This window comes from Streptomyces sp. NPDC045899, from assembly GCF_056431485.1.
This window is the reverse complement of sequence record NZ_JBWKKP010000003.1, coordinates 73,536-98,849: the sequence shown is the minus strand read 5'-3', so window position 1 is coordinate 98,849 and position 25,314 is coordinate 73,536. Positions and strand designations below refer to the sequence as shown.

The 25,314-nt window shown below is 72.4% G+C and carries 20 protein-coding genes; 6 read left to right on the top strand and 14 right to left on the bottom strand.

Going from position 1 to position 25,314, the window contains the following annotated elements:
• Positions 1–58 precede the first annotated feature (58 nt).
• Positions 59–466 (bottom strand): tetratricopeptide repeat protein, encoded by a 408-nt coding sequence (locus AC07FT_RS05160; protein WP_479174089.1) that lies wholly within the window; start codon positions 464–466, stop codon positions 59–61.
• A 194-nt stretch (positions 467–660) separates the two neighbouring features.
• Between AC07FT_RS05160 and AC07FT_RS05155 the strand changes: the two genes are divergently transcribed.
• The 3 genes from AC07FT_RS05155 to AC07FT_RS05145 all read left to right on the top strand — a co-directional run bounded on the left by AC07FT_RS05155 (position 661) and on the right by AC07FT_RS05145 (position 4,183).
• Positions 661–1,674, top strand: a complete 1,014-nt coding sequence (locus AC07FT_RS05155; protein WP_479174087.1) for a sucrase ferredoxin — start codon at positions 661–663, stop codon at positions 1,672–1,674.
• A gap of 128 nt (positions 1,675–1,802) precedes the next feature.
• A complete protein-coding gene (locus AC07FT_RS05150; protein WP_479174086.1) occupies positions 1,803–3,479 on the top strand; it encodes an ATP-binding protein in 1,677 nt (558 codons plus the stop codon).
• Positions 3,476–4,183: a response regulator gene (locus AC07FT_RS05145; RefSeq protein ID WP_479174084.1), complete on the top strand. Its 708-nt coding sequence runs from the start codon at positions 3,476–3,478 to the stop codon at positions 4,181–4,183. The genes AC07FT_RS05150 and AC07FT_RS05145 overlap by 4 nt, the downstream gene beginning before the upstream one ends.
• A gap of 28 nt (positions 4,184–4,211) precedes the next feature.
• On the opposite strand, the gene AC07FT_RS05140 is transcribed toward AC07FT_RS05145, so the two are convergent.
• The 6 genes from AC07FT_RS05140 to AC07FT_RS05115 form a co-directional block, all read right to left on the bottom strand.
• The gene (locus AC07FT_RS05140; RefSeq protein ID WP_479174083.1) at positions 4,212–5,819 is read right to left on the bottom strand and encodes a solute symporter family protein; all 1,608 of its coding nucleotides are present in this window, start codon (positions 5,817–5,819) and stop codon (positions 4,212–4,214) included.
• Positions 5,816–6,268 (bottom strand): DUF485 domain-containing protein, encoded by a 453-nt coding sequence (locus AC07FT_RS05135; protein WP_254737164.1) that lies wholly within the window; start codon positions 6,266–6,268, stop codon positions 5,816–5,818. Before AC07FT_RS05135 ends, AC07FT_RS05140 begins: the two co-directional genes overlap by 4 nt.
• Positions 6,269–6,372: 104 nt before the next feature.
• Positions 6,373–7,119: a response regulator transcription factor gene (locus AC07FT_RS05130; protein ID WP_479174081.1), complete on the bottom strand. Its 747-nt coding sequence runs from the start codon at positions 7,117–7,119 to the stop codon at positions 6,373–6,375.
• A 151-nt stretch (positions 7,120–7,270) separates the two neighbouring features.
• Positions 7,271–8,425: a sensor histidine kinase gene (locus AC07FT_RS05125; RefSeq protein ID WP_479174080.1), complete on the bottom strand. Its 1,155-nt coding sequence runs from the start codon at positions 8,423–8,425 to the stop codon at positions 7,271–7,273.
• Complete coding sequence (locus AC07FT_RS05120; protein ID WP_479174078.1) at positions 8,422–8,922, bottom strand: DUF1453 domain-containing protein; 501 nt, start codon at positions 8,920–8,922, stop codon at positions 8,422–8,424. Before AC07FT_RS05120 ends, AC07FT_RS05125 begins: the two co-directional genes overlap by 4 nt.
• Positions 8,923–9,079: 157 nt before the next feature.
• Entirely contained in the window at positions 9,080–11,203 is a 2,124-nt protein-coding gene (locus tag AC07FT_RS05115; RefSeq protein ID WP_471192774.1) for a DNA gyrase/topoisomerase IV subunit B, read from the bottom strand.
• Between the two features lie 441 nt (positions 11,204–11,644).
• Between AC07FT_RS05115 and AC07FT_RS05110 the strand changes: the two genes are divergently transcribed.
• The gene (locus tag AC07FT_RS05110) at positions 11,645–11,875 is read left to right on the top strand and encodes a DUF7455 domain-containing protein (RefSeq protein WP_431772761.1); all 231 of its coding nucleotides are present in this window, start codon (positions 11,645–11,647) and stop codon (positions 11,873–11,875) included.
• A 123-nt stretch (positions 11,876–11,998) separates the two neighbouring features.
• Here the strand turns inward: AC07FT_RS05110 and AC07FT_RS05105 are convergent, their stop codons facing one another.
• From AC07FT_RS05105 to AC07FT_RS05080, 6 genes are all read right to left on the bottom strand, one after another.
• Positions 11,999–12,829 carry a S1 family peptidase gene (locus AC07FT_RS05105; protein WP_479174076.1) on the bottom strand — a complete coding sequence of 277 codons (831 nt, stop codon included), beginning with the start codon at positions 12,827–12,829 and terminating at the stop codon, positions 11,999–12,001.
• Positions 12,830–13,063: 234 nt separating this feature from the next.
• Positions 13,064–14,626 (bottom strand): RNA polymerase sigma factor, encoded by a 1,563-nt coding sequence (locus AC07FT_RS05100; RefSeq protein WP_479174074.1) that lies wholly within the window; start codon positions 14,624–14,626, stop codon positions 13,064–13,066.
• Positions 14,627–15,314: 688 nt separating this feature from the next.
• Positions 15,315–16,265 carry a FadR/GntR family transcriptional regulator gene (locus AC07FT_RS05095; protein WP_479174072.1) on the bottom strand — a complete coding sequence of 317 codons (951 nt, stop codon included), beginning with the start codon at positions 16,263–16,265 and terminating at the stop codon, positions 15,315–15,317.
• Positions 16,266–16,459: 194 nt separating this feature from the next.
• On the bottom strand, positions 16,460–18,769 hold the full coding sequence (locus AC07FT_RS05090) for an ATP-binding cassette domain-containing protein (protein WP_479174070.1): 2,310 nt from the start codon (positions 18,767–18,769) through the stop codon (positions 16,460–16,462).
• Positions 18,770–18,898: 129 nt separating this feature from the next.
• Entirely contained in the window at positions 18,899–19,657 is a 759-nt protein-coding gene (locus tag AC07FT_RS05085; protein ID WP_254737157.1) for an NUDIX hydrolase, read from the bottom strand.
• Positions 19,658–19,800: 143 nt separating this feature from the next.
• Positions 19,801–21,375: a DUF4192 domain-containing protein gene (locus AC07FT_RS05080; RefSeq protein WP_479174068.1), complete on the bottom strand. Its 1,575-nt coding sequence runs from the start codon at positions 21,373–21,375 to the stop codon at positions 19,801–19,803.
• Positions 21,376–21,486: 111 nt separating this feature from the next.
• On the opposite strand from AC07FT_RS05080, the gene AC07FT_RS05075 reads away from it, so the two are divergent.
• On the top strand, positions 21,487–23,673 hold the full coding sequence (locus AC07FT_RS05075) for a RecQ family ATP-dependent DNA helicase (protein WP_479174066.1): 2,187 nt from the start codon (positions 21,487–21,489) through the stop codon (positions 23,671–23,673).
• A 238-nt stretch (positions 23,674–23,911) separates the two neighbouring features.
• A complete protein-coding gene (locus tag AC07FT_RS05070) occupies positions 23,912–24,532 on the top strand; it encodes a hypothetical protein (RefSeq protein WP_479174064.1) in 621 nt (206 codons plus the stop codon).
• Positions 24,533–24,613: 81 nt separating this feature from the next.
• On the opposite strand, the gene AC07FT_RS05065 is transcribed toward AC07FT_RS05070, so the two are convergent.
• Positions 24,614–25,276 (bottom strand): hypothetical protein, encoded by a 663-nt coding sequence (locus tag AC07FT_RS05065; protein ID WP_479174062.1) that lies wholly within the window; start codon positions 25,274–25,276, stop codon positions 24,614–24,616.
• Between the last annotated feature and the right edge of the window lie 38 nt (positions 25,277–25,314).

Genomic DNA, 25,314 nt, shown 5'->3' with positions numbered 1-25,314 from the left:
CGCCCCGTGCGACGGGGCGCTCGAGCATGCGGCACGGTGGCCGCCGCTCGTGCGGCGGTCAGGGTCCGCTGCCGTTGCGGCGGGCGCGCAGTTGCTGGAGGGCGACGCGGGCACCGGAGTGTCCGCGGTCGGCCGCCCGGCGGAAGTGCCGCTCCGCCTCCTCGAGGTTGCCCAGGTCCATGTGGAGCGTGCCCAGGACCACCATCGCCGAGGTGTCCCCCGCGGCGACCGCCTTGCCCAGCCAGTGCACCGCCTCGGCGTACGCGCCCCGGTTGCCGAGCCCGATGCCGTAGACCGTCATGCCCTGTGGATCACCGGTGTGGGCCGCCTCGCGGGCGAGCGGCTCCGGCAGGGGCCGCCCGTCGCGGTAGGCCGCCCGCACCATCGACTCGAGGGCGGGATCCAGCCCCCGTCGTCCCTGGCGTCTTCGCCGGCGCCCCCGCCACCGCGCCCATAAACCGCTCATCCCGGCCCCGCCTCCCCACCCCCGTGTCCGTCATTCTCCCGTTTGTTTCCGCATCGCGGAACCGCGCGTACGGTGCCGCATACGGACCGTGATCTTCCGGCTGTGGGGCGCATGGGGCGTGAAGTGACTCATGTGGCTCTGGCTGTCCCAACTCCGGCGCGCCGTGCCGTTCGAGAGAGGTTAGGCTTACCTTCGTGAGCACGTGCGCGACCGCTTCCCGCGACCTGTCCGAGCCGCTCGCCGGGACGGCGGCAACCGCCTCCACCTGGCTGCTGGTCGAACAGCCCGGCCCGTGGGGCACCGAGGCCCTCACGGCCAGTCATCTCGACCCGGCCGTGGGACGCGCGCTGGAGCGCGCCGCCAAGGACACCGGTGTACGGGTGGCGCTCATCCGCCGCCCCGGCCGGCACGCCGATCTGCACACCGGTGCGCGGCACCGCGTGTTCGTCGCCCACACCCGGCCCGGCCGCTCCTGGATCCGCACCACCGCCCTCACCGACCCCGGGCGGCTGCGCGCGCTCGACTTCGCGGCGCTGGGCGCCGGTGACCCGGCCGGGCTGACGCTGGCGGCACCGGACGACGGTGAACCCGCCGGACGGCCGACCGTCCACGGCGCCCCCGGACAGTGGGAGGAGTACAGCGGGGATCCGCTGGTGCTCGTGTGCACCAACGGCAAGCGGGACCGCTGCTGCGCCGTCCTCGGACGCCCGCTCGCCGCCGAGCTCACCGCCTCCGGGGTCGACGGCACCTGGGAGGTCACCCACATCGGTGGTCACCGCTTCTCGCCGACGCTGGTCGTCCTGCCGCACGGATACACCTACGGGCGCGCCACCGCGCGGAGCGTGCACGACGTACTCGAAGCGCTGCGCGGCGGCCGCGTCATGACCGAGGGCTGCCGCGGCCGCTCGGCCTGGGAGCGGCCGGGGCAGGCGGCGGAGCTGGCGGTCCGCGCCATCACGGGCGAGTACGGCGTCGACACGCTGACCGTGGCACGCACCGAGGGCGCGGCCCCCGCCTGGACGGTGACCGTGGCGCACCGCGACGGCCGGGAGTGGCGGGTGAGCGTCGCCCAGGTCGCGTCCGCCCCGCCGCGCCCGGAGAGCTGCGGCTCGGCGCTGGGCTCCCCGGCCCGGATGGAGGTCGTGGGCATCCGCGCGACGCACACCGCGGCCCCCGGAGCGCGGACCGTGGCGGCGGCCCGCCGCTGACCCCGCCGCCCCGGCCCGTACCGGGGCCGTGAGCGGCGCCTGCCGGGGGTGCCGGGCCGTTGGTCCCGGCACGGCCCGGGTCTCCCGGCCCGGTCCCCGCCCCGCGCCCTTGGTTACCCTTCGTTGCCATGAGCGCCGCGATACCGCCGCGGCCGCGGCTCGCGGCCACCAGGTGGCGCATCGGATGGCCCCGACGCGTCTTCTCCCAGGTCCTGCTGATGCAGCTGGCCATCGCCACGGGCGTCACCGTGCTCGCGACCGGCCTCTTCCTCGCCCCGCTCGGCTCACAGCTGGACGACCAGGCTATGCGCCGCGCCCTCGCCATCGCGCAGACCACGGCCGCCCGGCCCGGGCTGGCCGGGGCGCTCCAGGACACCCGCCCCTCCCCCGGCGGACCGGTGCAGACCGAGGCGGAGCGGATCCGCCGCGCGACCGGGGCCGAGTACGTCGTGATCATGGACCGGAACGGGGTCCGCTGGTCGCACACCTCACCGCGCGAGATCGGCAGGCATGTCTCGACCGACCCCAGTGAGGCCCTCGCGGGCCGCGAGGTCATGCAGATCGATCAGGGCACCCTCGGCCGCTCCGCACGCGGCAAGGTGCCGCTGCGCGACGCGGACGGCCGTGTCGTGGGCGCCGTGTCGGTGGGCATCGCGTACGAGACGGTGCGCGGACGGCTGGTCGGCGCGGTGCCGGGGATGCTCGCGTACGCGGGCGGGGCGCTCGCCGTCGGCGCGCTCGCGGCGTACCTGGTCTCCCGCCGACTGCAGCGACGCACCCATGACCTGGCGTTCTCCGATATCTCGGCGCTGCTCGCCGAGCGTGAGGCGATGCTGCACGGCATCCGCGAGGGGGTGGTAGCCCTCGACGCGCGGGGCCGCGTCCGGCTGCTGAACGACGAGGCGCAGCGGCTGCTGGACCTGCGCGCCGAGGACACCGGACAGCCGCTGGAGTCGGTGCTGCCTCCGGGCCGTACGGCCGATGTGCTCACCGGGCGGGTCACCGGCGCCGATCTGCTGACCGTCTCCGGCGGACGCGTCCTGGTCGCCAACCGGATGCCGACGGACGACGGCGGTGCGGTGGCCACCCTCCGCGACCGCACCGAGCTGGAGCGGCTCGGCCGCGAACTGGACGGCACCCGTGGGCTGATCGACGCCCTGCGCGCCCAGGACCACGAGCACGCCAACCGGATGCACACCCTCCTGGGCCTGCTCGAACTGGGGCTGCACGAGGAGGCGACGGACTTCATCACCGAGGCGGTCGGGGTGCACCGCGCCACCGCCGAGCAGGTCACCGAGAAGGTCCACGATCCGCTGCTCGCCGCGCTCCTGGTGGGCAAGGCCACGGTCGCCACCGAACGCGGGGTCTCCCTGGTCCTCGGTGAGGACACCCTGCTGCCGGACCGGCTGGTGGATCCGCCCGGTCTGGTGACGATCGTCGGCAACCTCATCGACAACGCCCTGGACGCGGCCACGGGCTCGCCCGATCCGCGCGTCGAGGTGGCGCTCCGCGCCGACGAGGGGACGCGTACCGTGCGCCTGCGCGTATCGGACACCGGCCCCGGCGTTCCGGCCGACCGGCGCGACCTGGTCTTCACCGAGGGCTGGTCGACCAAGGAACCACCCGCGCACCGGAAGCGCGGTATCGGTCTCGCCCTGGTGCGACGGCTCGCCGAACGCCAGGGTGGCAGCGCACAGGTGTCCGACCGTGCGGGCGGTGGCGCGGAGTTCACCGTCGTCCTCCCCGAGGCACTGACCGAGGAACCGGGCGGGGCACCGCTGACGGCGACAGGAGAGCCACGATGACCGACGGACCCGGCGCGACCGCGCCCATCGTCGACGTGCTGGTCGTGGACGACGACGTGCGCGTGGCCCGGGTGAACGCGGCCTATGTCGGCAAGGTGCCGGGCTTCCAGGTGACGGGCCAGGCCCACTCCGCCGCCGAGGCGCTGGCCTTCCTGGAGGGCGGCGGCCACGCCGATCTGGTCCTGCTGGACCACTACCTGCCGGACGGGACGGGGCTCGCGCTGGTGGGGCAGTTGCGTCGGCTCGGCCACCACACCGACATCATCATGGTGACCGCCGCCCGCGACATCGCGACCGTCCAGGACGCCATGCGCCACGGCGCCCTCCAGTACCTGGTCAAACCGTTCACCTTCGCCGGGCTGCGCGCCAAGCTGACGGGGTACGCCGCGCTGCGCCGTGCGCTGGAGGGCGGCGGCGAGGCGGGCCAGGACCAGGTGGACCGGATCTTCGGCGCGCTGGGCGGCGCCTCGGCGGGCCCCGCGGAGCTGCCCAAGGGCCACTCCGCGCTCACCGCCGATCTCGTCCGTGAGGTGCTGCGCGACGCCGAAGGACCGCTGTCGGCCCAGGAGGTGGCCGAGCGCTCGTCGCTGAGCAGACAGACCGCACAGCGCTATCTCAAGCTGCTGGAGCGGACGGGGCGGGTGCGGCTCAGTCTCAAGTACGGCGAGACCGGCCGCCCCGAGCACCGCTATGTGTGGGTCTGAACGGGCCGCAGGGACCCGGCTGCGGCCCTCATGCCGCCCCGGCCCCGGTGAGCGCCCGCACCTCGGTCTCCGCGTGCTTGGCCGCGTGTCCGGCGGTGTCCGCGGTCGTGCGTGAGGTGACCGTGCCGAGCCAGCCCGCGAGGAAGCCCAGCGGCACGGAGATCAGTCCCGGGTTCTCCAGCGGGAAGAGCTGGAAGTCCAGCCCGGGGAAGATCGCGCCCGGACTGCCGGAGACCACCGGGGACAGCACCACCAGCACCACCGCCGGAACCAGCCCTCCGTAGACCGACCACACCGCGCCCCGGGTGGTGAAGCGCCGCCAGAACAGCGAGTACAGCAGCACCGGCAGGTTCGCGGACGCGGCGGCGGCGAAGGCGAGCCCCACCAGGAAGGCCACGTTGAGGTCCTGGGCGAGCAGTCCGAGACCGATCGCCACGGCGCCGATGCCCACCGCCGCGAGCCGCGCGACCGCGACCTCGCTGCGCGGGGTGCGGTCCGCCCGGCGGCTGAGCGAGGCGTAGAGGTCATGGGCGACGGAGGCGGAGGAGGCGAGGGTGATGCCCGCGACGACGGCGAGGATGGTGGCGAAGGCGATCGCGGCGACGACCGCGAACAACACCGTGCCCCCGGTCGACCCGGCGCCGCCGCCGAGGTCCAGCGCGAGCAGCGGAACGGCGGTGTTCCCGGCCGCGTTGGAGGACCGTACGGCGTCGGTGCCCAGCACCGCGGCCGCGCCGAAGCCGAGCACGATCGTCATCAGGTAGAAGCCGCCGATCAGGCCGATGGACCAGATGACCGAGCGGCGCGCGGCACGGGCGGTGGGCACCGTGTAGAAGCGCGAGAGGATGTGCGGCAGCCCCGCGGTGCCCAGCACCAGGGCCAGCCCCAGGCTCACGAAGTCCAGCCGCGCGGTCCAGTCGCCGCCGTACTTGAGGCCGGGGGCGAGGAAGTCGGAGCCGTGCCCGCTGCGGCGCGCCGCCGAGCTCAGCAGCGCGTCGATGTCGCCGTGGAAGCGGATGAGGACGAGGACGGTCAGCGCGACCGCCCCGCCCATGAGCAGCGCGGCCTTGACGATCTGGATCCAGGTCGTGGCGCGCATCCCGCCGAGCGCCACGAAGACCACCATCAGGGTGCCCACGCCGATGACCGTCCAGGTGCGGGCATGGGTGCCGGTCTCACCGAGCAACAGTGCGACCAGGCTGCCCGCGCCGACCATCTGGGCGACGAGGTAGAGCACGCAGACCGTGACCGAGGAGATGCCCGCGGCGATCCGGACCGGGCGTTCGCGCATCCGGGCGGCCAGGACATCGGCGAGGGTGAACCGGCCGCAGTTGCGGACCAGTTCGGCCACGAGGAGGAGTACCACCAGCCAGGCCACGAAGAAGCCGACGCAGTAGAGGACCCCGTCGTAGCCGAAGAGCGCGATCAGCCCGGAGACGCCGAGGAAGGACGCGGCCGACATGTAGTCACCGGCGATCGCGAAACCGTTCTCCATGGGCGAGAAGAGCCGTCCGCCCGCGTAGAACTCCTCCGGTGAGCCGTGCCGCCGGCGCCCCGCCCAGGTGGTGATCCCGAGGGTGGCGGCCACGAAGACGCCGAAGAGCAGCAGCGCCAGGCTCTGTTGGTTGCCGGTCACCGCCCGTGCCCCCGCATCATCTCCTGGGTCACCCAGCGCAGTTCGAGCGCGACCCGGTCCCTGCGCAGCCGTGCGTGGCGGGCGTACGCCCAGGTGAGGAGGAAGGTGGTGGCGAACTGGGCGAGCCCGGCGACCATCGCGACATTGAGGGCGCCGACCACGGGGCGGGCCATCAGATCGGGGGCCGTGGTCGCCGCGACGACATAGACCAGGTACCACAGGAGGAACGCGGCGGCCGCGGGGAACACGAACCGACGGTAGCGCCTGCGCACTTCCTGGAACGCGGCGCTGCCGTGCACCTCCGTGTACACGTCCTCCGCGGCCGGCGGGCTCACCCGCCGGGGTCTGCTGTCGGTGTCGTCCGGCTCTCCCCAGCCGGACGCGAGCGCGTCGTACCAGGGATCGTCCAGCCGGGCCGCTCCCGTATCGCGCGCGTTGTGCATGTCCACCCGAAAACTCCTTGTTCACTGCCGCATTGGCCGCGTGCCCAAGGATGGACAGACAGGGAAGATCCCGGACCCTTCAATACCGGACGTTCACCCCATCAGGTGACTCAGGTGACGAACGGCTCGGAAGCGTCCCCTGGTGGCCGGGCGATGCCGTGCCGGTAGGCGTAGCGGACGGCCTGGGCCCGGTCGCGTACACCGCTCTTGGAGAAGAGGTTGTTGATGTGGGTCTTCACGGTCGCGGGGGCGACGTGCAGAGCGCTTGCGATCTCCGCGTTGGAGAACCCCTCCGCGACCAGTGCCAGAACCTCCGCCTCGCGTGGGGTGAGGCCGTCGGGCAGCGCGCCGGGCACACCGGTCACGGCACCGGACGGCCGGGGTACGGGAGCGAGCCGGTCGCGCTCGGCGAGCCGCTCCAGCAGCAGCCGCTGCACCTTCGGGGAGAGCCCGGCGTCCCCGGACATCACGCCCTGGACGGCCCGCAGGATCTCGTCCGCGTCGGCGTCCTTGGTGAGATAGCCACGGGCCCCGGCGCGCAGCGCGGGGAAGAGCGAGTCGTCGTCGGCGTAGGTGGTCAGCACGACGACCTGGGTGTCCGGATGGGCGGCACGCACCCGGCGGGTGGCCTCGACCCCATCGCAGCGCGGCATCCGCAGATCCATCAGGACGACGTCGGGGGCCAGTTCGGCCACCAGCCGCAGCGCCTCCTCGCCGTCACCGGCCGCTCCGACGACCTCGATACCGGGGAGGAGGCCGAGCAGCATCACGATGCCCTCGCGCACCACGGTCTGGTCGTCGGCCACCACCACCCGCGCGGTCACCGGCGGTGCCCCTGCCGTGCCGTCGTCCCTCACCCGTCCACCGTCCCCTCCGTTGCCGCGGCCGTACCCGGCGGCACCTCCTCCGCCCCGGGCCGTCGGCTTCTGCGCCCACGCCCCCTCAAACCTCCCGCGCGTCACGCGCCCCCGCGAGCCCTAGCCACCTCGCTCACCGCTCCCGCCCCGTTCACAGTGGCACCGTCAGCCGCACGGTGAACCCTTGTCCCTCCGGCCCCGCCTCCAGGGTGCCGCCGAGGAGTTCGGCGCGTTCGCGCATCCCCAGCAGACCGTACCCGGAGCCCGTCGCGGCCAGACCGGCGGTCGGCGAGGTCTCGCGGGCGCCGTCGTCGCTCACCTCGAGCGACAGCTCACGCTCCCCGTAGACCAGCCGCAGCCGCACCCGCGCGCCCGGCGCGTGCTTGCGGACGTTGGTCAGCGCCTCCTGCGCGACCCGGCGCACCGCGAGCCCCGCCTCGGCGCCCAGCCGCCTCCGCTCCCCCTCGGCCGCGAACCCGGCCCCTTCGGCCGCCGCGGACTCCCGCAGGAAGTCCTCGACCGGCACCATCTCGCCGCGCAGCGCCGACAGCGCCTGCCGGGTCTCGGTGAGCCCCTCGCGGGCCATCCCCCGCGCGGCCACCACTCGGTCCAGGACCTTGGCGGAATCCTCTCCGTGCTCGATCATCAGCCGCGCCGCCTCCAGGTGGACCAGTTGGGCGGACAGGCTGTGCGCCAGCACATCGTGGATCTCGCGGGCGAACCGGGCCCGTTCGGCCAGCGCCGCCGTCTCGGCCTCTGCGCGCCGGGCGGCCCGCTCCTGGTCGAGCAGCCGGTAGCCGTTGCCCCGGGCCTCGTTGTCGAGGCGGAGGGTGTAGCCGATGAGCAGCAGCCCGGCGCCGGTGATGACACCGCCCGCCGAGGGATCGGCGCTGGTGAGTACCGAGGACACCATCGCGGTGCCACCGCAGACCACCCCCGTGAGCAGCGGCAGCCGCTCCATCGCGAGGATCGCGACGGCGCCCCAGAGCACGTCCGCCGCGTGGTCGGCACCGGCCGCGCGCATACCCGCCCCCGCGCCGATCAGCAGGCCCATCAGCGCCACGGCGGGCCGCAGCCGGTGGTCCAGGGTGACCCGGCGGAAGACGAACAGCGCGACCGTGCACCCGGCCAGCACGCCGATCAGCGCCGCCCGTTCCCACCCCGGGAGGCCCTCGTCGCGGAACAGCCCCCGGACCAGCCAGCACACCGCGGTCGTCCAGCCGCAGATGTCGAGCACCCGCCGGATCCTGGGCAGGCCCTGACCCGACAGCGCCTGCCGTGACGGCCATCGCGTCGCCGCTCTCATCGACCGAACGCGCCCTTCTCCACACCGTGCGTCATCCCGTCCGGGCCGACGGTCCGCAGAACGGCGACGGCACCGCTCAGCAGCAGCGACACCGCAAGGGTCAGCATGATCGCATCGTTCTCCTGGCGCACCCCCGCGAGCGCGCCCGCTCCGGCCAGGGCCAGCCGGAGCGCCAGACCACCGGCCCAGACCGCCGCGGTGGCCTTCCCCCCTTGTGCCCAGACCGCGCCGGACTCATCCGTCCAGACCCGGCTGGTCCAGGCCCAGGCGGCCCCGGTGAGTGCACCGACGAGCAGATCCGCCACCAGCAGCGCCACGGACGCCAGGTGGTGACGGTGGTCGATCAGCCCCGGTTCGCGCAGCGCCAGCCCGCCGAGCACGACCGGCAGCGCCCACCAGCGCCGTACGTCCTCGGCCACCCTCCGCGGGCGGAACTGACGGACGATCACGGCGACGATCACCGCGGCGATCACGACGGCATGAGGAAATCCGGACATCACACAGAGCCTCCGGGAGGGACATCACTACTCCCGGGGACGCTACGGACCGGCGGGGCGGGTGCGGATCGGAGCCGGGGTGGATCCCGGGGACGCTGATGGCTGGGGGCTCTCCACCCGCGGGTGGAGAGCCCCCGACGATCGGACCGGGTATCGCTCAGGCGTCGATGCGCGAACGGTCCAGGGTCGCCGCGGAGTTGGTGATGAACTCCTTGCGCGGAGCGACCTCGTTACCCATGAGCAGGTCGAACACCTGCTCCGCCGCCTCCAGGTCGCTGATGTTGATACGCCGCAGAGTGCGGTGGCGCGGGTCCATGGTGGTCTCCGCGAGCTGGTCGGCGTCCATCTCACCGAGACCCTTGTAGCGCTGGATGCCGTCCTTGTAGCGCACACCGCGGCGCTGGAGGTCCAGCAGCGTCTCCCGGAGCTCGTTGTCGGAGTAGGTGTAGATGTACTTCGACTGGCCCCGCTTGGGATTGACCAGCTCGACCCGGTGCAGCGGCGGCACGGCCGAGAAGACCCGCCCCTGCTCGACCATCGGCCGCATATAGCGCTGGAAGAGGGTGAGCAGCAGGATCCGGATGTGGGCGCCGTCGACATCGGCGTCCGCGAGGAAGATCACCTTGCCGTAGCGGGCCTGGTCGATGTCGAAGGTGCGACCCGAACCGGCTCCTATCACCTGGATGATCGCACCGCACTCGGCGTTCTTCAGCATGTCGGAGATCGACGCCTTCTGAACGTTCAGGATCTTGCCACGGATCGGCAGCAGTGCCTGGAACTCCGAGTTCCGCGCCAGCTTGGCCGTACCCAGAGCCGAGTCGCCCTCGACGATGAACAGTTCGCTGCGGTCCACGTCGTCGCTGCGGCAGTCGGCCAGCTTCGCGGGCAGCGAGGAGGACTCCAGCGCGGTCTTACGGCGCTGCGCCTCCTTGTGCTGACGGGCCGCGATCCGGGTGCGCGCCGCGGCGGCGACCTTCTCCAGGATGGCCCGGGCCTGTGCCTTGGCGTCCCGCTTGGTGGAGGTCAGGAACGCCTTCAGCTCCTTGGCGACGACATTGGCCACGATCCGGGAGGCGGCCGAGGTACCCAGCACCTCCTTGGTCTGGCCCTCGAACTGCGGCTCGGCCAGCCGCACGGTCACCACCGCCGTCAGGCCTTCCATGGCGTCGTCCTTGACGACGTCGTCCTCGGCGACGCGCAGTGTCTTGGTGCTGCGCAGCGCCTCGTTGACGGTCTTGGTGATCGAACGCTCGAACCCGGAGACGTGGGTACCGCCCTTGGGAGTGGCGATGATGTTGACGAAGGACTTGACCGTGGCGTCGTAGCCGGTGCCCCAGCGCAGCGCGATGTCGACACCGAGCTCACGGGTGACCTCGGTGGGCGTCATATGGCCGCGCTCGTCCAGGACCGGCACGGTCTCCTTGAAGGTGCCCTGTCCGGAGAGACGCTGCACATCGCAGACCGCCTTGTCCTGGGCGAGGTACTCACAGAACTCGCTGATGCCGCCGTCGTAGCGGAAGGTCTCCTCGACCGGTCCGGTCTCCCCGTCGAGACCCCGCTCGTCCCGGACGACCAGGGTGAGGCCGGGGACCAGGAAGGCGGTCTGCCGGGCGCGGGCGTACAGGGTGTCCAGGGAGAGCTTGGCGTCCTTGAGGAAGATCTGCCGGTCCGCCCAGTAACGGATACGGGTGCCGGTGCGCGCCTTGGGGACCCGCTTGCCCTTGAGGAGGCCGCTGGAGGGGTCGAAGGGCGCATCGGGGCCGGATTCGGTGAAGATCCCGGGCACCCCGCGCCGGAAGCTGATCGCGTGGGTCTTGGCGTCGCGGTCCACCTCGACGTCCAGACGGCTGGAGAGCGCGTTGACCACGGAGGCGCCGACGCCGTGCAGACCGCCGGAGGCCGCGTAGGAGCCGCCTCCGAACTTGCCGCCCGCGTGCAGCTTGGTCATCACGACCTCGACGCCGGACAGCCCGGTCTTCGGCTCGACGTCGACCGGGATGCCCCGGCCGTTGTCCCGGACCTCCACCGAGCCGTCGTCGTGGAGGATCACCTCGATGCGGTCGCAGTAGCCGCCGAGGGCCTCGTCCACCGAGTTGTCGATGATCTCCCAGAGGCAGTGCATCAGACCGCGGCTGTCGGTGGACCCGATGTACATACCGGGGCGCTTGCGCACGGCCTCGAGGCCCTCGAGGACGAGAAGGTGCCGCGCGGTGTAGTTGGAGCCGCCCCGGTCTGCTCCGGTCAGCAGCGCAGTGGACGGCACGGACGTGTCGGCGGTCACGCGGTTCGCTCCTCGCTGAATTTCTTGGTTGGCCCGACTGTGGGCACGGTGTGGCTGGGTCGCCCGTCAGAGGGTACCGAGGCTTGATAGAGCCTTTGTGCCGCCACCCGTGAAACGTCCACCCTAGTCCAGCCATCACGTGTTTCGCTCGTACGTTCGATAGCCCGTTGGGGTGACGCACACATCACGTTCCCTTTCAGGCATGAACCATTTAGGCTCCGGGCACGTCCTCATGAACAACCGGCAACCCAGTCGGTTGGACACAACCGACCAAACGACGTGAATCTGTAAACCATCGCAATACGGCTCATTCGCCGCCAACCGTCACCATCCGGCCTACTCAGAAGCAATCTTTGGGGAAAAGCCACGAGCGGGAACGATTTCGGGCTGGTTGGATGTTGACCCTGGTACGACAGCTCGTCGAGCTAGAGAAGAGGCGACGTGACTACTGTTCTGACACCCGCGAGCCCACTGACGGCCGCTGACCGCTGCGACCGCTGCGGCGCCCAGGCTTACCTGCGCGTCGTGCTGATGAGCGGCGGTGAACTGCTCTTCTGTGCCCACCACGGGCGCAAGTTCGAGCCGGAACTCAAGAAGATCGCCGCTGAGATACAGGACGAGACCGAGCGGCTGACCGCCGCTCCGGCGTCCGCGTCCGAGGACGAACGCTGACGCTTCGCGCCACCCACGACGACGAGCGACGCCGGCCCAGGGCCGGAACCCGGGCGGCTCGCCCCCACCAGGGGGCGGCCGCCCGCGCTCGTGTCAGCGCTCGCGCCAGGAGCCGTCACCGGCTCATCCATGGGCGGCCACCAGCGGTGCCACCGCTGAGATCCTCGTGTACACACCGGGCTGGCCCGCCACCGCACAGCCGCTCCCCCAGGACACCAGGCCCACCAGCCGTCCCCCGGCCACCAGCGGCCCTCCGCTGTCGCCCTGGCAGGCGTCGTGCCCGCCGCTCGGCAGCCCCGCGCAGACCATCGAGTCCGGATGGTACTGCCCCTCGGCACTGCCCGGATAGGCCGCCGCGCAGGTCGCGTCGTCCAGCACCCGGACCGTGGCCATCCGCAAGGTCGAGGCATAACTGCCGTCACCCTCCGTATCGCCCCAGCCGTACACCGCCGCCCGGGTACCGGGCTGGTACGCCGGATCCCCCTGCCGCGCCATGGGGAGGACGTAGGCGGACGGCAGCGGGCGGCTCAGCGTGATCACCGCGACATCACCGGCCCGTCCATCCGCCGCGTAGGCCGGATTCACCCACACCTGGGTCGCCGGGTACTCCACCCCTGCGGTCCCCCGCAGATCGTTGCGTCCGACGATGACCCGGAGGTCCCGCACCTCCTGCCAGCTCCGGCCGAGCACCGCCCGGCTCAGACAGTGGGCCGCCGTGAGGACCGTCGTCGGAGTGACCACCGCACCGCCGCAGAACTGACCGGAGCGGGTGGCACCGAACACCGCGCGGCTGGACAGGGCCACTACCCACGGTGCCTCGATCGTACGGACCGCCTGGCCACCCACCACCCCGCGGTCGGCCGTCGCCGGTGCCGGAGAGATCAGTACCAGGGCGAGGGCGGCGGACAGCGGCACCGCGAGAACGGCGAGGAGTGAGCGGAACGACCTACGCATACAGCCTCCTGACCGTGCGGAGCGTGGCGCACACCCAGCGTCACCCACCGCGAGGGAGACCGCATCCGGTGGTGGGCCGTCCGGGGTGCCCGGCCACGGACGGCCCCCGCGGTCGCGGTCGGGGTCGCGGACACAGACGCGAACGCGGACAGCGCGAAGGCCGGACCCCTGCCCGGGATCCGGCCTTCGTGGTGCCGGTTTCATCCGCCACGGCCGCCTGCGGCCATGGAAGGATCAGTCGAGGTAGTCGCGCAGCACCTGAGAGCGGGACGGGTGGCGCAGCTTCGACATCGTCTTGGACTCGATCTGACGGATGCGCTCACGCGTCACGCCGTAGACCTTGCCGATCTCGTCCAGCGTCTTCGGCTGCCCGTCGGTGAGGCCGAAGCGCATGGAGACCACGCCCGCCTCGCGCTCGCTGAGGGTGTCGAGCACCGAGTGGAGCTGCTCCTGGAGCAGCGTGAAGCTGACGGCGTCGGCCGGGACCACGGCCTCGGAGTCCTCGATGAGGTCACCGAACTCGCTGTCGCCGTCCTCGCCCAGCGGGGTGTGCAGGGAGATCGGCTCACGGCCGTACTTCTGGACCTCGATGACCTTCTCGGGGGTCATGTCGAGCTCCTTGGCCAGCTCCTCCGGGGTGGGCTCACGGCCCAGGTCCTGGAGCATCTGGCGCTGGACGCGCGCGAGCTTGTTGATGACCTCGACCATGTGCACCGGGATACGGATGGTGCGGGCCTGGTCGGCCATGGCGCGGGTGATCGCCTGACGGATCCACCAGGTGGCGTACGTGGAGAACTTGTAGCCCTTGGTGTAGTCGAACTTCTCGACCGCGCGGATCAGACCCAGGTTGCCCTCCTGGATCAGGTCCAGGAAGAGCATGCCGCGGCCGGTGTAGCGCTTGGCCAGCGAGACCACCAGTCGGAGGTTGGCCTCCAGGAGGTGGTTCTTGGCGCGGCGGCCGTCCTCGGCGATGATCTCCAGCTCACGCTTGAGCTTGGGGGCGAGCTTGTCCGAGTTGGCCAGCTTGTCCTCGGCGAACAGCCCCGCCTCGATGCGCTTGGCGAGCTCGACCTCCTGCTCGGCGTTGAGCAGCGGGACCTTACCGATCTGCTTGAGGTAGTCCTTGACCGGGTCGGCGGTGGCACCGGCCGCCGCGACCTGCTGCGCGGGGGCGTCGTCCTCGTCCTCGTCGGAGAGTACGAAGCCCTGGTTCTCGGGCTCGCCCTCGGCACCCTCGGGGCCGCCGGGCTTGCCCGTCGGCGCCTCTTCCAGCACGTCCTCGCCCTCGAGGAGCTCGTCGGCGGCGTCCTTCTTGGCGGTGGTCTTCTTCGCCGCGGTCTTCTTGACCGCGGTGGTCTTCTTCGCCGCGGCCTTCTTCGCCGTGGTCTTCTTCGCGGCGGCCTTCTTCGCCGGGCCCTCGGCGGACTCGTCGGCGCCCGCGCCCGCGGGAGCGGCCGGAGCGGCGGGGGCCTTCTTGGCGGCAACCGTCTTGGCCGCGACGGATTTAGTGGCGGTGCGCTTGGCCGGGCTCTTCGCTGCGACGCTCTTGCGGGTGCGCTTAGGCGCTTCTGCGGCACTGACCATCAGCGTCACACCCTCCTCGTCGAGGATTTGGTTGAGGCTGCGCAGTACGTTCTTCCACTGGGTTGGCGGAATCTGGTCAGCCTCGAAGGCCCGACGCACGTCATCGCCGGCGATCTGCCCCTCAGCCTTTCCCCGCTCGATGAGCGCCATCACAGACTCGGACTCGGCGATCTCCGGCGGGAGCGTACGGGATGTGCTGGCCGACACGAACAACCTCTCGGAACGTTGGAAACGGCTTCCGGCTCCGTCCGAGGAGGACGGGAGCCGACGACCGCCGGCAGGGATGAACCGACGGCGCGGAGCGGAGTGCGGAGGTGTACAGCGTTGCGAGCGACATCCATATTCCCTCCGCGGCTGCCACCTCTTTAATCATCGCTCTGCCCCAAAGAGCGTTACGCCCAATCGTCGTGGCCCGAGTCACACCCCATAGCGGTATTAATACCCACCTAACCGGACAGATAACTCCGAGTTGATCACGTGCGGATTCCGCACATGGCACCCGTCACACCGATGCGCCCGCCCGCGGGATCGCGTCAGTCACGATCCCGCGCGCGCCGCGCCGCCGAACCCACGACACGGATTCGGCGGCGCGGCCCGCATACGCCGTACGGCATCCACCAGGCCCTCGCCCGCCCGCCGGACCCTCGCTCACCGCTCGCGGTCCGCCCGGCTTCGACACCGTACGCCGTACGTCCTCCGTGCGTTCGCGCCCGCCGCCCGCCGCCCGCCCTGCGGCTTCCGGACACCGCGCACGTCCGCACATCGGCACGTCCACCCGTCCGCCCGTCCATCCGGTCCGCCGTGCGCTCCGGTCCGGCACCACACGGGGTGGGGGCCGTATACGGGCGCCGATATCCGGCGGACGCGCGACATCCGGGGGCGCGCGGAACGCGCCGTGGGATCAGTGCTCGCGCGGCGCGGGCACCCCGACCTCGGCGTGATCGAGATCCGGGTGGACGGTCAGCAGCTGACGCATGGCGCCTTCGGCCGCCGCGGCATCGCCCGCGGCGATCGCCTCGACGATCCGGCGGTGGTGGCCGACGCTCGCCTCGGTGAGGCGCTCGCAGCCGGTGCTGGGCGCACCGGAGACGTGCAGCGCGGCGCCGACGATCCCCGCCAGGTGCTCCAGCATCCGGTTACCGCCGACCTGGAGGAGCAGGGCGTGGAACTCGGCGTCGGCGCGGGAGAAGGTGAGGGCGTCGCCCTGGGTCAGGGCATGGCCCATGATCTCGGCCATGTCGGCGAGCCGCTGCTGGACGTCCTCGCGGCCGTGGCCGGCGGCGAGGCGGGCGGCCAGCGGCTCGATCGTCCAGCGCAGCTCACACAGCTCACGGCGCTGGTCGTCACGCTGCGGGCCGAAGGCGCGCCATTCGATGATGTCGGGGTCGAGGAGGTTCCAGTCGCTGACCGGGCGGACCCGGGTGCCGACGTTGGGGCGCGCGCTGACCAGGCCCTTGGCCTCGAGGACGCGCAGGGACTCCCGAACGACGGTGCGGGAGACCTCGAAGCGCTGGCCGATCTCCTCGGGGACGAGGGGGCGGTCCGCACCCAGGTCGCCGGAAACGATCATCTGGCCCAGCTGCTGGACGAGTTGGCCGTGCAGCCCACGGCCCCGGTTGCCGGCCGCGCGTCGGCCCACCCGCCCGATTTCCGCGTCGGCGCCGTCCCAGGAGGGAACGCTGCCGCGGTCGGCGCCGGGGGCGTCGGCGTAGGAGTAGCGGTCAAGCTCGCCCGAGCCGGCCAGGCCGGAGTCGGCGGGACGAGCCGCGGTCATCGTGGTGTGCGCAAGGGTACTCACGCATCCTTTGTCGGCGACGCTCCGAAGCCCCTTGAGGTCTTTGGTGAAAAGCACACGAAAGGGTGATCGCCCATTACCTCATAATTGACGCTCAATCGGACAGAAAGCAGCACCCTTCGCGGAGTTGCGAGCACTTCGTGCGATGGACCTGCGAAACGGCCCCCGACCTGGTCCGGTGGGGCGCCGCCGCACGGAGAACGAGAGGCGACCGGGCCGGAGCGCGGGCCGGAAGACCGGCCCGCGGCGCACTACTGGCGCGTACTCCTGCCACGCAACCCGGTGAGGGCATACGCGCACAACAGGACGGCCACCGACAGCATCAGCGCCTGCCCCATGGGCTGACCGGCGAGCCGCATCAGCACCGCGAACATCCGGTCGAATTCAGAGGTCGGACGTTCGAGTGCCTCGGCGCGCAGCCGGTGCGGAAGCATGGCCAGCGAGCGCAGCTCCGGCTCCCGCAGAACACGCCGCACGACGGGCACCGCCAGGACCGGCACGGCGAGCAGGGTCGCCAGCCCGAGCGCCGTGGAGCGGAACACTCCGGCGGCGAGCAGTCCGGCCCAGGCCGAACCGACGGTGAGCCCGATGAGACTGGCGGTCAGCTCGGGCCAGTCCCCCGGCAGCGGGACGGCGTCACCGCCGACGAGGAGCAGGAGGGCCGCGCTGTCGAGGACCACCACGCCGATCGACAGCATGATCGCCGCGGCGGCGCAGACCACGAACTTCGCGGAGAGCAGGCCGAGTCGGCGGGGCACGGTGTCACGGGCGGGAGCCAGCGCCGGATAGCGGAACTCCTCCCCGAAGGCGAGCGCGCCGAGGAGCCCGGCGCCGATGGCGATCGGCGGCAGCGGCAGGTCGACGGGCCAGCCGGTGACCCGGTGGAGCTCACCGGTGATACCCGCGCGAGCCAGCAGCACGGAGGCGAGGAGCGAGGTGACGATCGACGCGACGACGATCATCCAGCCGGTCCGCACACCCGTGGCGCGGCGCAGTTCGTAACGCATCGGCCAGGCGGGGCCGGGGAGGCGGAGCCGGGGCAGGAAGCGGGGCGGCGGAGCCTCGGGGTCACGGGCGCGGGCGCCCGCGGAGGTCGCCGGCCCCATGTCGGCGGTCTCCTCGACCAGCCGGTGCACCACGATGCCGTGGCGGTAGGCGGCCTCCCCGACGGAGGCGGTGGGGAGGCCGTAGACCGAGATGTGCACCTCGTCGTCGTGCACCACGGAGAACGGATCGGCGAGCGCGCCGGCCTCCGTGTCGAGCTCCGTGTCGGCGTCGGCGGCGGTGTCAGCGGCGCTCGCGGTGCCGGACCCGCCGACGACGCCCTTGCCGTTACGGCCGGCAGCGCCCTCGGCCCCGACGGCCGGGATCTTCGCGGTGGCCGCCGTGGGCGCGGTGGCCGCGAGCGCGACGGTGGGCGCCGTGGCGGAGACCGTGGAAGCAGTGGCGGTGGAGGAAGCGGTGGAGGCAGAGCCGGTGGTGCCGGCAGGGGCTGCCTGGGCCCCCGGGGTGGCCGAGGCCATCACCGCGGTGGCCGAGGTGGCTTCCGCGGCTCGGGCGGCGCGCTCGGCGGGGGCTGTCGCCTCGGCCGCCGCTCGGGTACGGAACCGGAATCTGAACCGGCTCTTCGACTCCGTCGCCTTCTGCGCCTTGGCCGCCTTCGTTGTCCTGACCTTCTTGGCCGAACCGTTGGCGGCTCCGGCCGCCGAGCCCGTGGTCGCGGGTTCGCCCGCCTTGGCGGCGGCCTCCGCGGCTTCGGCTGCCCTGGCCGCGAGCGCGGCCTTGGCCGCCGCCTTGGCCGCCGCCTCCGCCTCGGCGGCCTGCCGAATGGCGTGTGCCTCGTCCTCGAGCACGGCGGCGAGTCGTCCGGCCAGCGGGGAGCGGACCACCACCCGGGGCCGCAGCCGGGTCCGGGCGAACTCCTCGACCGGCTGATCGGCGATCAGCCGTCCGCCCTCCAGGGTCAGCACCTGGTCGGCGAGGCGGACGACGCCCTCGGGGTCGTCGGAGGTGACGAGGACAGCACCGCCCTGTGCGGCGAACCCGCGCAGCAGCCCGTGGAGCCAGGCGGTCTCGCGGCGGGACAGACCCCGCGCGGGGTTGTCGAGGATCAGGGTGTGCGGGTCCCCGAGCAGCGCGGCGGCGATGCCGAGGCGACGCTCCATCCCGGCGGCGAGATCCCCGATGCGCTCGTCGGCCAGGTCGGTGAGGCCGACGACATCGAGCACCACATCGGCGCGGGAGGAGGGCACCCCGACCGCTGCTCCCAGCATCCTCAGATGGTTGCGCGCCGTGCGGCCCGGGTGGCCGGGCACGTCCTCGAGCAGGACGCCGATCTCACGGGCCGGGCGCCTGATGCGGTGCAGGGGCCGCCCCCGGAAGAAGGCGGAGCCATGGCCTCGGTCGAGCTGCAACAGCAGGCGCAGCGCACTGGTCTTCCCCGCGCCGGAGCCACCGAGGAGGACGGTGACACGGCCCGGTGGAGCCTCGAAGGTGAGATCGTCGATGACGGGCGGGTGGTTGCGGCGGGGGGTGCTGGTCAGTCCGGTGGCCTGAATCATTCCTTCTCCCGCGGGGCGTGGAACCGCTCGGTGGCACGTGGGGACTGGTGACGTACCGGAGCACGGTAACCCGCTATGTCCTATTTCGTCGGAACCTCACCCTCTGACGAGTCGTCGTGTCATGGGCCGTCACACTTCGGGGCGGAGCATGGGCGGATTGAGGAGCGTCGCGCCCCCGGCCCGGAACAGCTGGGCGGGCCGACCGCCCTGACGGGTCGTCGTCCCCCCGGTGGGCACCAGGAATCCCGGGGTGCCGGTGACCTTGCGGTGGAAATTGCGCGGGTCCAGGGCCACGCCCCACACCGCCTCGTAGACCCGGCGCAGCTCGCCGACCGTGAACTCCTGCGGGCAGAAGGCTGTGGCCAGGGAGGAGTACTCGATCTTGGAGCGGGCGCGTTCCACCCCGTCCGCCAGGATCCGGGCGTGGTCGAAGGCGAGCGGGGCCGACTCGCCGTCCCGGCCGAACGCTCCCTCCTGGTCGAGGAGCGTCTCCACCGGAGCCCAGCGCACGCTGTGCGCATCCCCACCCGGCCGGGGCGCGGGCAGATCGGGAGCGAGCGCGAGATGCGCGACGCTGACCACGCGCATCCTGGGATCGCGCTTCGGGTCGCCGTAGGTGGCGAGTTGCTCGAGGTGCGCGGCGTTCGGCGGGGCCGGGAGGGCCGGATCGTGAGCGAGCAGCCCGGTCTCCTCGGCCAGTTCCCTGGCCGCCGCCATCGCCAAGTCCTCATCGGCCCGCACGAATCCCCCCGGGAGCGCCCATCGCCCCTTGAAGGGCGGCTCTCCGCGGCGGACGGCCAGCGCACACAGCGCGTGCCGCCGCACGGTGAGCACGACCAGGTCCACGGTGACGGCGAACGCCGGAAAGGCCGAAGGGTCGTAGGGCATGACGCGATCATAGTCGTCTGCCTGACGATAAACAGGGTCTTCAGCATGATCGTGGATGTTCCTGAGATCGCTCTCTCCCCCGTATCCTCGCGCGATTCTCGCAACTGTCTCCGAATGCCGCGCACTCCGGAACGCCGCCGCGCTCAGCGTCGGCTGTGCGTCCCCCGGCCCCCGGTACGGCGTCGGGTGCGCGGCCTGCCCTCCGGACGACGCCTGCCTCCCGGAGCCGTCGCCGCGGCGGGTCCGCCGGGTCCGGTCCTCCCGTCCGTCCCCCGCTGCTCCGGCGGCCGCTCCGTCCCGCCCGCCCGGTTCGTCTCGTCCACCCGGTTCGTCTCGCTTCCCCGCCGTCCGGACCTCTCCTCGTCCTGCGCCTCCTCGTGCCGCTCCGCTTCCGTCGTCGCGCTCATCACTCCCGCCGTGCCGTACGGGCTCTCCCCCGCTTCCCCCGCATCCACCGCTGCCACCGTGCTCGCCATGTCCGGCGCGCCATTCGCGTCCGCCGTATGTGCCGCGTCCGCCGCCCCGCCGGGCCCCCATGGCTCCTTGGCGCCGGCCCGAGCCAACTCCTCCTGGACCGCGGCGTGCACGGCTCGGTCCACTCCGCCCTGTCGAAGGCAGCGGCGCAGCAGCTCCGGGTTGAGTCCCTCGTTGCACGCCTGGTGGAGCAGCCGGGCGAAGAGGTACTCGGGATCGGCCTTGAGCGCCAGGCTGAGCGCCACCCGGGCGGCGGGCTCATCGCCTCCCGACCACGCGACCCAGCCCGCGAGGGTGAGCGGCGCCGCGGCATGCTCCTCATAGGAGCCGACGCAGCGGCGCGCCAGCGCCCGCCACAGACGCAGGGCCGCCTCGGTGTCCGGTCCTTCCATCCATCGCGCGGCCCAGTCCCGTGTCACCCGGTCCTGGAGACCGATGATCACCGCCGCCGCCTCATCGTCCCTGAGCAGGCGGTCGTCCCGCAGGTCGGCGGCGCAGGGGTCGGCGGCGGGTGGAGCCGAGCGCAGCCGGTCGAGCATCCGCCCCACCAGGATGAGAGTCTCCGCCCGGACCGTGGCGCAGTCGGCGCGCTCCAGGATCCGCGGCACCAGTTCGCCCGCGGCCACGTCCAGCGCATGCTCCTGCCCTTGGGCCCGGGGGCCGACCAGCGGTGCCAGCCGCGCCTCCATCTCCCGCAGCGAACCGCGCACCTGCACACCCGCGAAGGTCGCGGCGGCGGCCATGACCGAGGTGCCGGGCAGGGCGAGCGGCACGCCCTCCTTCGGGCAGCACCGCTGGTCGGGGCAGACGTAGGACCAGAACCTGCCGTCGGACAGGCACAGCGCCTCGTAGACGGGCACCTCCATCGCCCCGCACGCGACGCGCAGGCGCTGGGCGAGGGGTCGTAACCGCTCCATCGTGTCCAGCCCCGACTCGCCCGCGGCCGGATCCTGGCACAGGAACAGGACGATCCCGTCGGGACGCTCGCCACGTCGCTGACTGCTGGTGATCAGGCATTCGGCGAGCTGGTCGCAGATCTCCGGCCATTCCTCGGGCGCGCCGGGGATACCGAGCCGCAGCCGTCCCCCGAACCGGCCGCGGGGGCCGTGCAGCGCGATCATCACGATGCTGTCGTCGGGGTGGAAGCCCAGAACATAGGGCAGGGCGTCGGCGAGCTCCGCCGGGCTGCGCAGGGTGACCTGGTCCTGGCCGGAGATCCCGGCCGTTTCGTCGTGTCGAGTCATGACCAGACGGTCTCTCAGCCGGGCCGACCCCGCCAGGCCTGTGGATAACGTTATCCACAGGCTGCCCGGCCCGTTCGCGCATTGTCGGGGGGATCGGGTTGCATGGGGGGCATGAGCGACGAAGACCTGCGTATCTCGGCCGACCGCGTCCTGGCCCGCCTCGTCGGCGACCCCACCGGCTCGGCGCGGCTGCGAGAAGATCAGTGGCGCGCGATCGAGGCGCTGGTGGCCGAGCGCCGCAGAGCGCTGGTCGTGCAGCGCACCGGCTGGGGCAAGTCCGCGGTGTATTTCGTCGCCACCGCGCTGCTGCGCGAGCGCGGCAGCGGTCCGACCGTGATCGTCTCTCCGCTGCTGGCGCTGATGCGCAACCAGGTCGAGGCGGCCGCGCGCGCCGGTATCCACGCCCGCACCATCAACTCGGCCAACACCGAGGAGTGGGACACCATCCAGGCGGAGGTGGCCGCGGGAGAGGTGGATGTGCTGCTGGTGAGTCCGGAGCGGTTGAACAACCCCGATTTCCGGGATCAAGTGCTTCCCAAGCTGGCCGCTGCCACGGGTCTGCTTGTCGTCGACGAGGCGCATTGCATCTCCGACTGGGGCCATGACTTCCGGCCCGACTACCGCAGGCTGCGCACCATGCTCGCCGATCTGCCCCGGGGCGTCCCCGTGCTGGCCACGACGGCCACGGCGAACGCCCGGGTCACCGCCGATGTCGCCGAGCAGTTGGGGACGGGGAGGCAGGGGCAGGACAGCGGCGAGGAGACCATGCGGGCCCTGGTGCTGCGCGGCCCGCTGGACCGGGAGAGTCTGAGCCTCGGGGTGCTCCAGCTGCCGGACGCCGCCCACCGGCTCGCGTGGCTCGCCGACCACCTCGAAGAGCTGCCGGGGTCGGGGATCATCTACACCCTCACCGTGGCCGCGGCCGAGGAGGTGACCGCGTTTCTGCGGCAGCGCGGGCACACCGTCGCCTCCTACACCGGCAAGACCGAGAACGCCGACCGGCAGCAGGCCGAGGAGGATCTGCTCGCCAACCGGGTCAAGGCACTGGTCGCCACCTCGGCGCTGGGCATGGGGTTCGACAAGCCCGATCTGGGCTTCGTGGTGCACCTCGGTTCGCCCTCCTCCCCCATCGCCTACTACCAGCAGGTCGGCCGCGCCGGACGCGGTGTGGAGCACGCCGAGGTGCTGCTGTTGCCCGGCCGTGAGGACGAGGCGATCTGGCGGTATTTCGCCTCGCTCGCCTTTCCGCCCGAGGAGCAGGTACGCCGCACCCTGGACGTGCTGGCGGCCGCGGACCGACCGGTCTCGCTGCCGGCGCTCGAGCCGCAGGTCGAGCTGCGGCGCTCCCGTCTGGAGATCATGCTCAAGGTGCTCGATGTGGACGGCGCGGTCCACCGGGTCCGCGGTGGCTGGACCGCGACCGGGCAGCCCTGGGTCTACGACGCCGAGCGGTACGCCTGGGTGGCGCGGCAGCGGGAGGCGGAGCAGCAGGCGATGCGCACCTACGCCTCGTCGGCCGACTGCCGGATGGAGTTCCTGCGCCGACAGCTGGATGACGAAAAGGCGGCGCCCTGCGGCCGCTGTGACAACTGCGCCGGGGCCCGGTTCACCGCCGAGGTGTCCGCGGCCACGCTGGACGCGGCGCGCGGGGAGCTGGGGCGGCCCGGTGTGGAGGTGGAGCCACGCCGGATGTGGCCGACGGGTCTCCCGGCGGTGGGCGTCGATCTCAAGGGCCGGATCCCGGCGGGCGAGCAGGCCGCTCCCGGCCGGGCCCTGGGCCGACTCTCCGACATCGGCTGGGGAAACCGGCTGCGGCCACTGCTCGCCCCGCAGAGCGCGGACGGGCCTGTGCCCGACGATGTGGCGGAAGCGGTGGTCACGGTGCTGGCCGACTGGGCCAGGGGGCCGGGCGGATGGGCGTCGGGGGCGCCGGACGCACCGGCCCGACCGGTGGGAGTGGTCACCATCGCCTCCCGCACCCGGCCGCAGCTGATCCAGACACTCGGCGAGCGGATCGCCGGAATCGGCCGGATGCCCCTGCTGGGCACCATCGCCTACCGCGACGGAGAGGTGGACACCCGGGTGCCGCGTACGAACAGCGCACAGCGACTCCGTGCGTTGCACGGAGCGCTGACGGTGCCGCCCGCGCTGTCGGAGGCCCTCGCCGAAGCCAAGGGCCCGGTGCTGCTGGTGGACGATCTCTCGGACACCGGCTGGACCATGGCTGTCGCCGCCCGGCTGCTCCGGCGGGCCGGGGCGGGCGAGGTGCTGCCGCTGGTTCTCGCCGTGCAGGGGTGACGGGCACCCGCCGGCGCCGTCGGCGGGTGGCGGGGTGTGCGTGGGCGGCCGGGATTTTAGAACGCGCACCAACGTAAATCGGTCAGTGGCGCCAACTGCTCATTGCCGCGCGGGGGCCCGACCGCGAGAATTGACCTCAGCTCCCCGCCCCGGCCAGTCCGTGGTCCCGCTGGGGCAGTGTCGTGGCCCGCGCCCCCGACCCCATACGGATCCTGGGCGCGCTGACGAAGGGAGGACCGTGACCTTCGGCTTCGCCCCGCCACCGTCCGCCGATCCCGCTTCCCGACTGGGGCGGATGCTCGAACCCTCGGAATGGGCCGCCGCCGGTATCCCCCTGCTGCGCAATCCGCGCGAGGTCGTCACCGGACTGCACAGCCGCCATACGCCGACACCGTCCACGGCGGTCGTGGCGGTGCTGGACCCGGAAGAACGGCTCACGGCCAGCGCGTCGTTCTCCCGGCGCGGCACCGTGTCGGTGGACGGCTGGGAGTTCCGCAACGCGCTGCTGGCCCAGCTGCGCCGGGTCATCCCGCACGACCTGCGGCGCCGCTCACCGGTACGCACCGCCGTACTGCTCTACTGCCGTGACGGCGAGAGCCAGTGGACGCAGGAGGACGGTGCCTGGATGTGGGGGCTGCGGGATGCCTGCACCCTGCACGGGCTGCGCTGCGGTGCCTACATCACGCTGACCCGCCAGGGCTGGCAGGTCCTCGGCGAAGGGCGGAGCGGCCGTCGGCCGCACTCCGCCTCGCTCCGGACCGCCCTCGGTTTCACCGCCAGCGGCGACGGCGGCGCCGCGCCGCTGTCACCGCCTCGAAGCGGAGCGCATGACGCGCTCAGCCACTCCGCGGCGGTGTGACCACGGTCCGGCCGGACGCCGGACAGCTCCGTCACCGTGGACAGAGACTGCCGGGCACCGGGCGTACGAGGACGTGCGAGATCAGACGCCCGCGGCGATCAAGGTATTGATGCGCTGCGGGTCGCCGCAGACGACCAGCAGCGCACCGGCGCCGCTCATCGCGTCCGGCAGCGCCAGGGCGATGGCGTCGTCCGTCCCGCCGTTGACGGCGACGACCACGACGGGACGGCCCTTGGCGCGGTCGGCTTGCGCCGCGGCGTAGAAGACGTCGTCGCGGGCGTCGAACTGCGCCCAGTAGGACGCCTCGCCGAAGGACAACTCGTGGGCCGCCCACGGATGCTGGTCCCCGGTGGTGAGCACCAGGATGTCACCGGGTGCCCGACCGGAGTCCAGCAGCAGGTCGACCGCCTCGTCCGCCGCGTCCAGAGCGCCGTCCACCGGAGCGGGGATCAGCTGGATCTGGGGCGCGGCCGTCGCGGCGGCAGCGGGAGCGGCCTTGGCAGCCGGGGCCGCGGGAGCGGTCGGCAGGGGCTTCGTCGAATCGCTCGTGGAGCGCTGCGACGGAGCCGACGAGGTCCCGGCGGTACCGCGGCTCGGGCCGGGGTTTCCGGGCCGCCGCGGGGCGGGCCGGGGACCGGGACCAGGAACAGGACGAGGGGTCGGCGCGGTGCGGCCTGCGGCCGGTGTCGCGCGAGGACCCGGGACACTCTCGTGAATCTGAGGCTCCTCGGGGATGAGAGGCATGGGCTGATGTCTATCAAACGTCGGTGCGATTCGCATCG

Bases quoted from the DNA above. Each gene is read 5' to 3' on its own strand.
- AC07FT_RS05075 (WP_479174066.1), top strand. From the start codon at position 21,487: ATGAGCGACGAAGACCTGCGTATCTCGGCCGACCGCGTCCTGGCCCGC.
- AC07FT_RS05150 (WP_479174086.1), top strand. From the start codon at position 1,803: ATGAGCGCCGCGATACCGCCGCGGCCGCGGCTCGCGGCCACCAGGTGG.
- AC07FT_RS05080 (WP_479174068.1), bottom strand. From the start codon at position 21,375: ATGACTCGACACGACGAAACGGCCGGGATCTCCGGCCAGGACCAGGTC.
- AC07FT_RS05085 (WP_254737157.1), bottom strand. From the start codon at position 19,657: ATGCCCTACGACCCTTCGGCCTTTCCGGCGTTCGCCGTCACCGTGGAC.
- AC07FT_RS05090 (WP_479174070.1), bottom strand. From the start codon at position 18,769: ATGATTCAGGCCACCGGACTGACCAGCACCCCCCGCCGCAACCACCCG.
- AC07FT_RS05125 (WP_479174080.1), bottom strand. From the start codon at position 8,425: ATGAGAGCGGCGACGCGATGGCCGTCACGGCAGGCGCTGTCGGGTCAG.
- AC07FT_RS05120 (WP_479174078.1), bottom strand. From the start codon at position 8,922: ATGTCCGGATTTCCTCATGCCGTCGTGATCGCCGCGGTGATCGTCGCC.
- AC07FT_RS05065 (WP_479174062.1), bottom strand. From the start codon at position 25,276: ATGCCTCTCATCCCCGAGGAGCCTCAGATTCACGAGAGTGTCCCGGGT.
- AC07FT_RS05145 (WP_479174084.1), top strand. From the start codon at position 3,476: ATGACCGACGGACCCGGCGCGACCGCGCCCATCGTCGACGTGCTGGTC.
- AC07FT_RS05160 (WP_479174089.1), bottom strand. From the start codon at position 466: ATGAGCGGTTTATGGGCGCGGTGGCGGGGGCGCCGGCGAAGACGCCAG.
- AC07FT_RS05105 (WP_479174076.1), bottom strand. From the start codon at position 12,829: ATGCGTAGGTCGTTCCGCTCACTCCTCGCCGTTCTCGCGGTGCCGCTG.